Genomic DNA, 11,935 nt, shown 5'->3' with positions numbered 1-11,935 from the left:
GAATTTTTCCATGAGCACCGGGCTCGCCAGCCAGATCACCGACGCGATCAAGACCGCCATGCGCGCGCACGACAGCACCCGCCTGGGCACCCTGAGGCTGTTGCAAGCGGCCATCAAACAAAAAACCGTGGACGAGCGCGTCGAACCCGATGATTCAGCCATCCTGGTCATCATCGAAAAACAGGTCAAGCAGCGCCGCGAATCGATCGCGGCCTTCGACGCCGCCGGACGCACCGAAAGCGCGGATCAGGAGCGCGCCGAACTGGACATCCTGAAGGAATTCCTGCCGCGGGGCGCTGCGCCCGAGGAAATCACCGCCGCCATCGAGACAGCAATCGCTCAGGCCAACGACCAGGAGCTGCGGGGCGGCGCTGCCATGGGGGTCATCATGGGTCAGCTCAAAAAAGCGCTGGCAGGCCGCGCCGACATGGCGGCCGTGTCCGCCCAGGTGCGTTCACGCCTGAACGGCTGATCGACCCGGTCAGCCGCGCCCGCCGACCGCAGAGGCTTGAGGCATCGAGGCCAGACCGGCCTCGATGCGCTGGACCAGGTCGGGATAGCGGACAAACGCCTGGCCGAACGCGACGGCCTCGCCGCGCCCGGCCTGGACGGCGCGCAGCGCTGAATCGGGTTCGTAGCCCTCGTTCAAGACCAGTGTGCCACTGAACGCATTCCGGATCACCGGCACGAGCGCATCCGCCCCCTCGCGCTCGCGCACACCAATGAACGCGATGCGCCGCTGGCCCAGTTCGAGGGCCACATGGCGATACAGCGCCGCCGGGTCCGGCTCGCGCATGTCATGACGGTCGTCGCGCGGCGACAGATGCACACCGACACGGCCCGCGCCCCAGATGCCGACGCAGGCGTCGACGATTTCCAGCAGGAAACGGCTGCGTTTGCTGACCGAGCCGCCATAATCGTCCCTGCGGCTGTTGGAGCCCTCATGCAGGAACTGATCGATCAGATAACCATCCCCGGCATGTACTTCGACGCCATCGAATTCCGCCAGCCAGGCGTGACGCGCCGCCTGTTCGAAGTCCGCAACCACGCGCTTGATTTCATCGAGCCGCAAACAGCGCGGCACAACGAACCCGCTGGCCTGCAGGCAGGGCCCTCGCCCGCAGGCAATGGCGCTAGGCGCCACAGGCATTTCGCCCGACAGGTATTCGGGGTCCGACATCCGGCCCGCATGCCACAGTTGCAGGACGATCCGCCCGCCCCGCCGATGCACGGCATCCGTGACTGCCCGCCAGCCCTGCGTCTGAGACGAATTCCAGATCCCTGGAGTATCCGGATGCCCGATCCCCAGCGGCGACACCGAGGCCGCGCCGGCCAGGATCAGGCCGGCGCCGGCGCGCTGGGCATAATATGCGCGCATGCCGTCGTCCGGGATGCGCCGCTGCGTGGACCAGGCTCCTGCGGCGGGCGCCATCACGATGCGATTGGACAGCTCTATTTCACCCAGCCTGACCGGATCGAACAAACTTGTCATATCATGCGGGAAAAAGCGGGGCTGATTCAGCACATTTCTTGGCGTGATTTGCTGCAACGCAATATCCAGAAATCAAATTTACATAAAAATCCATCAGGGTTTTTACCAGATTTTTACGACGCTGACCACGTCCAGATCATTATTTGAGCTTTAAAGAAGGGAGCATCATGGGACAATTCGCCGTCATTGGTCTGGGCCGCTTCGGCAGCGCCACCTCACTGGAGCTGATGCGGCTGGGCCACTCGGTGCTGGGCGTGGATGCTGAAGGCCGTGTCGTCGACCAGATGGCCGACCGGCTGACACATGCCGCCATCGCCGATGTCACCGACCGCGATACGCTGGCCGAACTGGGGCTCTCGGAATACGACGTGGTCCTGGTCGCCATCGGCGAGGACCTGCAGGCCAGCCTGGTCTGTACCGTGCATCTCAAGTCGCTGGGCGTCAAGGACCTGTGGGTCAAGGCCTCCTCGCGCGCACACCATCTGATTCTGACCAAACTGGGCGTCAGCCGCATCATCCACCCCGAAGAAGAAATGGGCATCCGCATCGCCCAGGTGCTCAGCTACCCCATGGTCAACGACTACATTTCCCTGGGCAATGGCGATTTCGTCGTTGAAATCGAGGCCAGCGAGCAACTGGACGGGCATACATTGGGCGACGCGCTGAGTACGGATCCACCCGGCGCCATCCATGCGCTGGCCGTCAAGCGCAAGGGAGAGACCACCGTGCATCCGACCGACCAGTTCGTCGTGCGCACCAAGGACACGCTGATTCTGTTCGGTCCGCTGAATGAACTCAAGCACGCCGCACCGAAACTGAGCTGATCACGCATGGCTCGTTTCAATATCCATCCGCTGCGGGCATATCGGCAGATACGCCATACCGGTCAGCTGCAGGCCAGCCCGCCCGCCGTGCTGGCGGGCAGCTTTCTCGTTCTGATCCTGATCGGAACGGCGTTGCTGTCACTGCCCATTGCGCAGCGCCAGCCCTTCAGCGTCTTCGAAGCGCTGTTCACCGCCACGTCCGCCGTCACGGTGACGGGCCTGATGGTGATCGATGCGGGGACGCGACTGACCTTTTTCGGTCAGGCCGTGCTGTTGACCCTGGTCCAGGTCGGCGGGATCGGCTTCGTCACGTTCGCCATCATTGCCACCCTGACCCTGGGCAAGCGCATCAGCCTCAAATATCAGGCCCTGGCGCTCGAAGCCTTCAACCAAACCAGCGTGATGCGCATCCGCCAGACCGCGCTGACCGTGCTGAAGTTCTCACTGGTAATCGAGGGAGCTGCCACCCTGATCCTGACGCTCTGGTGGTGGCGCCACGACAGCCTGGAACATGCCTTCCTGCTGGCGGGATTCCATACCGTGTCAGCTTTCAACAATGCGGGCATGACGCTCTTTTCCGACAGTCTGGCAAGCTTCACCGGAGATCCGGTCACCACGTTCGTCATGACCGGCTGCATCATCCTGGGCGGGCTGGGCTTCACGGTTCTGGCCGATATCCAGCAAAAACGCAGCTGGGCCACGCTGGCCTACTACACGCGGCTGATGCTGCTCGGCACGCTGATCATCAATCTGGCTGGCTTCGTGCTTTTTTGGCTGATCGAGGCGAGCAACCCCCTGACGCTGGGCGCGCTGCCGGCGGCCAACCAGGGGCTGGCCGCCTGGACCCAGATCATCGCGGCCCGCACGGCGGGGTTTTCCAGTCTCGATGTCAACCAGCTCTATGACAGTTCCCGGTTCTTGCTCACCGGCCTGATGTTCATCGGTGGCGGCTCCCTGTCCACCGCCAGTGGCATCAAGCTCGCCACCTTCATCGTCCTGCTTGCCGTGGTCCGGGCCTATGTCCTGCAGCGCAAGGAAGTCGTCCTGATGCACCGGACCATCGCCCCCGAGATCATCCACAAGGCCCTGGCCCTGATGATCATGTCCGGCATGCTGGTCTGCCTTGGCATCTTTCTCGTCAGCCTGCTCGAGAACGAGCCTTTCATCGCCGTCGTCATGGAAGTCATGTCGGCCTTCACCACGACCGGGCTCAGCCCTGATTTCACCCGCACGCTGAGCATGCCCAGCCAGATCGTGCTGATGCTGCTGATGTTCGTCGGCCGCCTCGGTCCCCTGACCCTGGTCTACAGCCTCGGCACCCAGCGCCGCAGCCGGGTCCGCTACCCCGAAACCGCCGTGCAGATTGGATAACCCCGGCATACCGGCCGCGAGGCGGGTTATCCGAGCCGCATGCAAACCGCGAAGAAGAAGGATGGCGGCCCCGTCCGGGCCTTCGATATACTACTATTGCCTTTTGTAGTTCCTGGTTTCAACCACTGATTAGGATTCTGTTCATGGTGATTTCCATCGCACGAAAGGCGGCGCTGTGCGCCGCTCTGGGTCTCGCAGGCCTGGCAACCACGGTTTCGGCCGCCACGCTTAAAATCGGCACCGAAGGCGGCTACCCGCCCTGGAGCATGGTCGATGCCAATGGCAAGGTCACCGGTTTCGACGCCGATGTCGGCCAGGCCCTGTGCAAAAAACTCGACATGAAATGCCGTTTCGTGGTGCAGGCCTTCGACAGCCTGATCCCCGCCCTCGAAGCCGAGCGATTCGATCTGGTGATCTCCGGCATGTCCGTCACCGCCGAGCGCGCCAAGGTCATCGCCTTCAGCCTGCCCTATGCCACAGAAGACTCCGCCTTCGTGCTGCCCAAGGGATCCCCGCTGCTGAAAGCCGCCGATTCCAAGGCTCTGATGGCCGGCCTGGCGGGCAAGACCGTCGGCGTCCAGAGCGGCACCACCCAGGGCGCCTTTCTGCAGAAATACGCCCCGGACATGAAGATCAAAACGTACGAGACCCAGGACCAGATGCAGATCGACCTGACGGCCGGCCGCCTGGATGCGACTTTCTCCGAGGTCACGCCTCAGAGTCAGTTCCTGGACACCACTGGCAAGGACAAGTTCGCCCTGGCCGACGCCGTCGTCAAGAGCAACGCAGACCCGGACATCCTGGGCCTGGGCATCGGTACCGGCATCAACCAGAAAAACACCGAACTCAAGGCCAAGGTGGACAAGGCCCTGTGCGAACTGATCGGCGACGGCACCATCAAGGCGTCCAGCACCAAATGGTTTGGCGTCGACCTGTCCAACTACGCTGCCTGCAAAAAATAATGCCCGGCCGCGCAGCCGGCTTTCCTGAAAGCCGGCGCCCTCTCTCCGGAGCCGCCGGCGGCTTCACGTCGGCCTGGCCCCGGAGATTCCGATCGATTCCATGATTCAGACCCTGTACGACATTCTGAGCGCCGGCTGGGGCGTCATGCTGCTGCGCGGGGCGGCCATGACCGTCTTCATCAGCCTGTGCGGCATCTGTCTGGGCATGATCATCGGCATCGTCGGCGCGGCGGCCAAGCTCGGTGCGAACCGGTTGGTGCGCGCCCTGGTCGGCCTGTACACGCTGGTCGTGCGCAGCGTCCCGGAACTCCTCATCATCTATCTGCTGTTTTTCGGCACGGTCGAGCCCGCCGCCAATCTGGCCGACTGGCTGGAATGGGATGACCTGATGAGCGCCGTCTTTCCCATGCTGGTCGGCATTCTGGCCATCGCCCTGATTTCCGGCTCTTACAGCGTGGAGGTCTTTCGCGGCGCCTTCAAGGCCATCAACCCCGGCCAGATCGAAGCCGCACGGGCCATCGGCATGGATCGACGCCAGTGTCTGCGACGCATCACGTTGCCGCAGCTCTTCTGGTATGCCCTGCCCGGCGCCAACAACGTCTGGCAGACCGCCCTGAAGGACACCGCCCTGATTTCCCTGGTGGGTCTAGTCGAACTGATGCGCGCAGCCGTCCTGGGTGCGGCGGCCACGCGTGCGCCGCTGGCTCTCTACCTGATGGCAGGCATCCTCTATTTCCTGATCGGCGCCTGCAGCCAGGGGCTGTTCGTCTGGGCCGAGCGCCATTTCGGGCGCGGCATGCGAGGGACGGGACAATGATCGAACTGTTCGAGAAAACCGTTCCGGTCCTGATCGAAGGCTTCTGGATCACCCTGCGCATCGGTCTGTTCTCCATCCTGTTCGCCTCGCTGCTGGGGCTGGGCGCGGCGCTGATGCGGACCACGCACCATCGGCTGGTGTCGGGCACCGCCTTCGCCTACAGCACCCTTTTCCGCGGCACGCCACTGCTGATTCAGCTGTTCCTGCTGTACTACGGCATCGGTACACTGGATTTCGTGCGCAACCAGCCCGCCTTGTGGTGGCTGTTTTCGGACGGCGCGCGGTGCGCCATCCTGGCCATCGCCCTGAACAGCGGCGCCTACATGAGCGAGGCGCTGCGCGGCGGCCTGCAATCCGTCCCGGTCGGCCAGATCGATGCCGCCGCATCCTGCGGAATGAGCCGCCTGCAGATTTTTCGCCGCATCCGCTTCCCCCTGGCCATTCGCCAGGCTTTCCCCGCCTACAGCAACGAGCTGGTGCTGGCCATCAAGGGCACCAGCCTGGCCTCCACCATTGCCGTCATGGAGCTGACGGGCTTTGCCCGCCGCCTGATGAGCCAGAGCTACCTGATCGTCGAAACCTTCATCATCGCCGGCATCCTGTATCTGACCATCAACTTCGTCCTGCTGGGCTGTGCCTGGATGGTGGAACGCAGTCTGGGGATCCGGGCGGAGGACCAGGGCCCGTTCTCATGAAACGCGCCACCGCCCTCCCCGATCTCTGCCCCTGCGGCCTCCCGTCCGCCTATCCTCAATGCTGCGGCCGCTGGCATCACGGCCCCGCCCATCTCCAGGCTCCCGACGCCCAGGCCCTCATGCGTTCGCGCTACAGCGCCTATGTCCTGGACGAACTGGATTACCTGCTGCGGACCTGGCATCCCGACACGCGCCCCGCCACACTGGAACCCAACGAAACCGGTACGCGCTGGCTGGGTCTGGACGTGCGGCATCACACCCGGCTCGACGCCGATCATGAAATCGTGGAATTCGTCGCCCGGGTCCACCTCCATGGCCGCGCCACCCGCATTCATGAAACCAGCCGGTTCGAACGGATGACAGGGCAATGGTTGTACGTGGACGGGACCACTTGAGTACACTGGGGGCTCTGTTTCAACCAGGGATTCCGGTTACCACCCCAACCCCGCTGCCTTTCATTGCAAGATGCTGATCTACGACGCCCAAAGTCCCGCGCCGCGCTGCCTGCGGATGTTCCTGCTCGAAAAGCAGCTGTCGCTGCCCGCCGCGACGATCGATGTCATGACAGGGGAAAACCGCCAGCCCCTCTATCTGACGCGCAACCCCGCAGGACAGACCCCCGCCCTGCAACTGGATGATGGCACCACCCTGGCCGAAGCCGTCGCCATCGCGGAATACCTGGAAGAACGCCACCCCGATCCCGCCCTGATCGGCCGCACACCTGAGCAACGCGCCCAGACCCGGCAGTGGTGGCGCCGCGTCGAACTCAACATCACCGAATTCATTCACAACGCGTTCCACTATGCCGAGGGACTGGCCCGCTTCGAACCCCGTATTCCGGTCGCGCCCGAAGCAGCCGAGGGCCTGAAGCGGGTGGCGCAGGATCGTCTGCGATGGCTCGATGGCATGTTCGGTCCTGGCCCCTACCTGTGCGGCGGGCGCTTTACCGCCGCCGATATCTGGCTGTATGTCTGGCTGGATTTTGGTGAATCCGTCAATCAGCCCTTCGATCACGCGCTGCCGCACATCGGCCCGTGGTTCGAACGCATCGCGGCCCGGCCCAGCGCGGCACGCAGCCGGGAACTGCTGCCCACATCTCCATGAATCACCGCGCAGACGCAAGGGTTGCGCCTGCGCAGGTCTGACGGGTTGCGAGGGCGCACGCCTTATCTATCGCGCAGGCGCACGGTCAGGCTTTGTGCCGCGGTCCCTATCGGACCGTTGATATCGCTCAGGACCGAAAATGTCTCGCCCAGGCCGCCGGGACCGAAATCGACCCGCGTATCGAACCCGACCCAGCCGGCCTCGGGCTGGCGCGTCAGGTGAACGGTCAGGTCCACGTTGGCAAAGAACACCGCCGCCGGATTCTCGCGCACGACCAGGCCGTTGGCGGTATCGATCAGTTTGACGAATGCAGCCACCGGCGGATCGAGTTCGCCGGCGACCAGGGGATAAGACGTGCGCAGCCAGGTCTGGCCCCGGCCCGGACGGGCGCCGGCCATCTGACGCGCTTCCAGCGAGGCAATGAACCCCCCGTCCCAGACCGACGAAAACGCCAAAGGCGGGACCGTATCGGGCGACGGCAGCGGCGACCATTCGGATCCCTGCACCTGCCTGGTATCGCTCGAGGCCAGCCGCCAGATCCGCGCATGAACGCTGGTCTGGTCCCCGTGTCGCATGCGGGCCTCGATCAACTCGATCGAGCGGCCCGGCCTGGCCATCTGGACGTCGATGGTGAACGGGCCCGAATGAATGACGCCCAGCACATCGAACGACACGCGCGAGACCAGCTTGTCGCTGGGCTGGCGGCGCTCGGCCTCGGCCAGGACCAGCCCGGCAGCCGCCGCCAGATGCTGCTCACCGGGTTGCCAGGCACCCTGCGCGTGCAACGTAGATTGAAATCGATTCTCTCCGCAACGCACATAGAAAGCGTCGGGATAGGACTCTCCAGCATGGCCGAGATGAAGGTTGTTGGAAGTAGGCATGCGCAAGAGTATACGGGCATACGGGCATCATTGCGGGGCTCGCCACCCTGTCCTCGAACCCGTCATTGCGATACCACACATCCTTACGCAATGTCACTTGACGCCGGGGGGGCTGAAAACTAACTTTTTAACATGAGATTTAACATCATTTAAAGTTTAAAATTATTGGGAAAGTGCCATGAGACAACATGACAACGGGGGCAAGACACACTTTCTCGTACGGCTGACCGGTGCGTTGCTGGCCATCATCAGTGCCGCATTGATGATCGGCGGCATCAATCTGATGACCCTCGGCGGCGCTCGTGGTATTACGGTATCGCGGGACTGTTCATTCTGCTTTCGGCATGGTTGACATTCCGCGGCCACGCGACTGGCCTGTATCTGTATCTGGCCGTCTTCGTGGCCACAGTTGCCTGGGCGCTGTGGGAGGCCGGCCTGGCTTTCTGGCCACTCGTGCCGCGTCTGATCGTCCCGATCTTTCTGGCGGCCTGCGCCCTGTTCGTTTTACCACTGATCCCCACCGACAAGGGCCGCCCGGCATCAGGTCGGCCCTTCGTCCTGGGCGGCCTGGTGTTGACCGCGGGATTTGCCGGGTTCATCGCGCTCATGTTCCTGCCGCACAACATCATCCGGAATGAAGTGGCACTCGTTCCGGGCAAGACGTCGCCCGCCACTGCGGCAGTCGGGGACAACTGGGTATCCTGGGGCAAGACCACAGAAGGTCTGCGCTATGCCACGATCGAACAAATCACGCCACAAAACATCTGCAACTTGAAACCGCCTGGGTCACGAGAACCGGCTTTGTCGCCGATCAGTCCAAGCACCTGCAGGATCAGAACACACCATTGGCGATCGATGGCACGCTATACCAGTGCGCCGCTGGATCGCAAGTCACGGCACTGGATGGCGTCACCGGAAAGATCAAATGGCAGTTCGATCCCAAAAGCGCCTCGCCATTCTGGAAGCGCTGCCGTACCCTGGCCTATTTCGATCCGGGTTCCCAAGACAAATGCGGCCCTCGCATCGTCATGACGACAACCGATACCCGTCTCATTTCCCTGAAGGCATCCGACGGGCAGCTTTGCACATCTTTCGGCACACAAGGCATGGTCGATCTGTCCATCGGCATGAATCAGTTGATTCCCGGGGATCCCCCAGACGAAAACAAAGTCGTTCCTGCGATTCCTGGTTATGTGGCTCAAACCGCCGGGCCGTTCATCGGTGGCGGCAAAATCATACTCGGCGCCTGGATTGCGGATAACATCAGCACTGGAGAGCCCTCGGGTGCCGTGCGGACCTTCGATGCACTGACCGGCGCCCAGGTCTGGGCCTGGGATCTGGGAAACTCCGCCATCACCAACCTGCCTCCCGAAGGCGAAGGCTATACCCGCGGCACGCCGAATGTCTGGAGCGGAATCGCAATCGACGAAAAACTGGGCCTGGTCTATCTGCCGCTCGGGAACGCGACACCCGACTATTACGGCGGCAAACGGCGCGATTTCGACGATACGTACAATGCAGCCCTCGTGGCGCTCAAACTGGACGATGGCCGGCCGGTCTGGAGCTTTCGCACACAGAACCATGACATCTGGGACTACGACCTGCCTTCGCAGCCCGCGCTGGCCGACATCCCCGATGGCCAGGGCGGCACGCTCCCCGCTGTGATTCAGACCACCAAACGCGGCCAGATCTTTGTACTGGATCGCCGTACCGGCAAACCGATCAAGACGGTCGAGGAAAAGCCCGTTCCCCAGGGGGATGGATCCGTCGAGGGGGAATACTACGCCGACACGCAGCCCTATTCGACCGGCATGGCGGTCATCGGAGGCGAGCCACTCAGCGAGAAACGCATGTGGGGCGCCACGATCTTCGATCAGATGCTCTGTCGCATCATGTTCAAGCGCTACAACTACCAGGGCGATTTCACCCCGCAATCGACAAGCAAAACCATCATCTATCCAGGCAACAACGGGGGCATGAACTGGGGCAGCGCAACCATCGATCAACAGCGCAACATTCTGGTCGTGGCCGACATGCGGATGCCCGTCGTGGCGCAACTCATTGCGCGTGAACAATTCCGTAAAGAAAATCCCGATTTCAAGGGGGATGCGCATGGTGCCCTATCGGCGCAATTCGGGCTTCCCTATGCGCATGAAGTCGTCAATTTCATGTCACCCATCGGCATCCCCTGCCTGGAACCTCCCTGGGGCACTCTGTCCGGCGTGGATGTCGCCAGTGGCAAGATGATCTGGCAACAGCCCGCGGGCACCGGCCGGGACGTCACGCTTCCCGGCCTCGGTTTTCAAAATCCGCTGCCCTTCTACATCGGCATGCCCGCCCTGGGCGGTGCGATCACGACCAGCTCGGGATTGACATTCCATTCAGGCACACAGGACTATTATCTGCGCGCCTATCACACTGTGACGGGTGAAGTGCTGTGGAAGGGACGCCTGCCCTCGGGCTCGCAATCCACGCTGCTCACCTATGTCGGAAAGGACGGACGGCAATACATTGTTCTGACCGCCAGTGGCGCGCGCTACAACCCCAATGACTGGGGCGACTACATCATTGCATTCGCGCTGCCTGAATAAGCAGAGGACTTCCCTGCGGCGAGGACAAACCTCGCCGCAGGGAAAACGTCCAATCGACGAGGCTGTCACAGGCGGCTGGCCCATGACGTCAGACCGCCAGACACGGACTGGATGAACAGGGGCCCCTTGGCGAGGCCCCGATCGTAGAAATGCCTGGATGACTCATGTCATGGCATTCGAATTCGAAACGCGTACCGTTCGCTGTCCCTTTTGTAAGGATGTCGACGCACCGCCACCCGATCCTCAGAGAAAGCAGGATCTCTTTTTGTGATCACAGTGATGCTGCCTATTTGTGATCACAGGTCACATGAGAGTTTAGCCCAGGAAAAGGCCACTCTCTGAATTCCGCTGAACAAGCCTCCCAGACCTGTCAGAATGTAGGCTGTTGAATGCGGCCTGCGGTCTGATCAGACCCTCCCCGGGCACAGCAAATAAAACCCGCCAAAGAACGACATGAACAACCCTCTCAAACCGGTCCTGCAGAGCGAAACGCTGGGCGCCCAGGTATTGCAACAAATCAAGGAAATTCTGCTGACGGGCCAGATCACGCCGGGCGAGTCCTTGTCTCTGCGCTCCGCGGCCGAAACCCTGGGCGTCAGCATGATGCCGGTCCGTCAGGCGGTCTATGAGCTGGTCGCGGATCAGGCGCTGGAAGTCACCCCCAACCGCTCAGTCCGTGTTCCGGTGCTGACGGCCGAACAATTCCAGGAAGTCACGCAGATCCGGCTGGAAGTCGAAAGCTATGCGGTCGAAAAGGCCGTGCCGAACGTGGGCCCCGACCTGATCCAGTCGCTTCGGGAGCAGAACGCCGAGCTGTCAGAAAAGATGACCGTGGGGGGCGAAAGCCTGGGCGATGTGGTGCTGCTGAATAAAACGATCCATTTTTCCATCTACGCCGCCGCACATATGCCCACCCTGTTCAAGATCATCGAATCGCTGTGGCTTCGGATCGGCCCGATCCTGAACTACGACTTGCGTTCGGGGTCCGTCAGAACCCAGAAAAAGGTGGCTGTCGTCTACCACGAGGCCCTGATCAATGCCCTCGAATCAAAAGACATCGCAGCCGCGCGCCAAGCGTTGCAAGAGGATATCAAGACCTCATACAACTACATCGTGAGCCAGCGCTACGCCCCCCGGGCGGCATCCGGCCACTGAGCCCCAAGAACAAGGGCCCGCAGAGAAAACTCTGCAGGCCCTC

General features: G+C 62.2%; 13 protein-coding genes and 2 pseudogenes. 12 read left to right on the top strand and 3 right to left on the bottom strand.

Features of this window, described 5'->3' with window-relative positions; all coding sequences use genetic code 11:
* Positions 1 to 10: 10 nt before the first annotated feature.
* Positions 11 to 472: a GatB/YqeY domain-containing protein gene (locus ACK5JE_RS08295; RefSeq protein WP_416801228.1), complete on the top strand. Its 462-nt coding sequence runs from the start codon at positions 11 to 13 to the stop codon at positions 470 to 472.
* A gap of 9 nt (positions 473 to 481) precedes the next feature.
* Here the strand turns inward: ACK5JE_RS08295 and ACK5JE_RS08290 are convergent, their stop codons facing one another.
* Positions 482 to 1,492, bottom strand: a complete 1,011-nt coding sequence (locus tag ACK5JE_RS08290; RefSeq protein ID WP_416801227.1) for an alkene reductase — start codon at positions 1,490 to 1,492, stop codon at positions 482 to 484.
* 167 nt (positions 1,493 to 1,659) lie between these two features.
* Between ACK5JE_RS08290 and ACK5JE_RS08285 the strand changes: the two genes are divergently transcribed.
* The 7 genes from ACK5JE_RS08285 to ACK5JE_RS08255 all read left to right on the top strand — a co-directional run bounded on the left by ACK5JE_RS08285 (position 1,660) and on the right by ACK5JE_RS08255 (position 7,265).
* Positions 1,660 to 2,316: a potassium channel family protein gene (locus ACK5JE_RS08285; protein WP_416801226.1), complete on the top strand. Its 657-nt coding sequence runs from the start codon at positions 1,660 to 1,662 to the stop codon at positions 2,314 to 2,316.
* A 6-nt stretch (positions 2,317 to 2,322) separates the two neighbouring features.
* Positions 2,323 to 3,687, top strand: a complete 1,365-nt coding sequence (locus ACK5JE_RS08280) for a TrkH family potassium uptake protein (RefSeq protein ID WP_416801225.1) — start codon at positions 2,323 to 2,325, stop codon at positions 3,685 to 3,687.
* Positions 3,688 to 3,830: 143 nt separating this feature from the next.
* Positions 3,831 to 4,649 (top strand): transporter substrate-binding domain-containing protein, encoded by an 819-nt coding sequence (locus ACK5JE_RS08275; RefSeq protein ID WP_416801224.1) that lies wholly within the window; start codon positions 3,831 to 3,833, stop codon positions 4,647 to 4,649.
* Positions 4,650 to 4,749: 100 nt separating this feature from the next.
* Positions 4,750 to 5,466: an ABC transporter permease gene (locus ACK5JE_RS08270; protein ID WP_416801223.1), complete on the top strand. Its 717-nt coding sequence runs from the start codon at positions 4,750 to 4,752 to the stop codon at positions 5,464 to 5,466.
* Positions 5,463 to 6,161 carry an ABC transporter permease gene (locus ACK5JE_RS08265; RefSeq protein WP_416801222.1) on the top strand — a complete coding sequence of 233 codons (699 nt, stop codon included), beginning with the start codon at positions 5,463 to 5,465 and terminating at the stop codon, positions 6,159 to 6,161. Before ACK5JE_RS08270 ends, ACK5JE_RS08265 begins: the two co-directional genes overlap by 4 nt.
* On the top strand, positions 6,158 to 6,556 hold the full coding sequence (locus ACK5JE_RS08260) for a YchJ family protein (protein ID WP_416801221.1): 399 nt from the start codon (positions 6,158 to 6,160) through the stop codon (positions 6,554 to 6,556). Before ACK5JE_RS08265 ends, ACK5JE_RS08260 begins: the two co-directional genes overlap by 4 nt.
* A gap of 70 nt (positions 6,557 to 6,626) precedes the next feature.
* The gene (locus tag ACK5JE_RS08255) at positions 6,627 to 7,265 is read left to right on the top strand and encodes a glutathione S-transferase family protein (RefSeq protein ID WP_416801220.1); all 639 of its coding nucleotides are present in this window, start codon (positions 6,627 to 6,629) and stop codon (positions 7,263 to 7,265) included.
* Between the two features lie 62 nt (positions 7,266 to 7,327).
* Here ACK5JE_RS08255 and ACK5JE_RS08250 read toward each other — a convergent pair whose 3' ends face one another.
* Complete coding sequence (locus ACK5JE_RS08250) at positions 7,328 to 8,050, bottom strand: thioesterase family protein (protein WP_416801219.1); 723 nt, start codon at positions 8,048 to 8,050, stop codon at positions 7,328 to 7,330.
* A gap of 274 nt (positions 8,051 to 8,324) precedes the next feature.
* Here ACK5JE_RS08250 and ACK5JE_RS08245 point away from each other — a divergent pair, with 274 nt between their 5' ends.
* The 3 genes and pseudogenes from ACK5JE_RS08245 (at position 8,325) to ACK5JE_RS08235 (ending at position 10,737) form a co-directional block, all read left to right on the top strand.
* On the top strand, positions 8,325 to 8,498 hold the full coding sequence (locus ACK5JE_RS08245) for a hypothetical protein (protein WP_416801218.1): 174 nt from the start codon (positions 8,325 to 8,327) through the stop codon (positions 8,496 to 8,498).
* 493 nt (positions 8,499 to 8,991) lie between these two features.
* Positions 8,992 to 9,054 (top strand): annotated as a pseudogene (locus ACK5JE_RS08240) (hypothetical protein); the annotation flags it as partial.
* A gap of 120 nt (positions 9,055 to 9,174) precedes the next feature.
* Entirely contained in the window at positions 9,175 to 10,737 is a 1,563-nt protein-coding gene (locus ACK5JE_RS08235) for a hypothetical protein (protein ID WP_416801409.1), read from the top strand.
* Between the two features lie 95 nt (positions 10,738 to 10,832).
* Here ACK5JE_RS08235 and ACK5JE_RS08230 read toward each other — a convergent pair.
* Positions 10,833 to 10,957 (bottom strand): annotated as a pseudogene (locus ACK5JE_RS08230) (3-keto-5-aminohexanoate cleavage protein); the annotation flags it as partial.
* Positions 10,958 to 11,190: 233 nt separating this feature from the next.
* Here ACK5JE_RS08230 and ACK5JE_RS08225 point away from each other — a divergent pair.
* The gene (locus ACK5JE_RS08225) at positions 11,191 to 11,892 is read left to right on the top strand and encodes a GntR family transcriptional regulator (RefSeq protein WP_416801217.1); all 702 of its coding nucleotides are present in this window, start codon (positions 11,191 to 11,193) and stop codon (positions 11,890 to 11,892) included.
* Positions 11,893 to 11,935 lie beyond the last annotated feature (43 nt).

This window comes from Castellaniella sp. (assembly GCF_047971665.1).
Taxonomy (GTDB): Bacteria; Pseudomonadota; Gammaproteobacteria; order Burkholderiales; family Burkholderiaceae_B; genus Castellaniella.
This window is presented reverse-complemented; position numbering and strand designations above follow the sequence as displayed.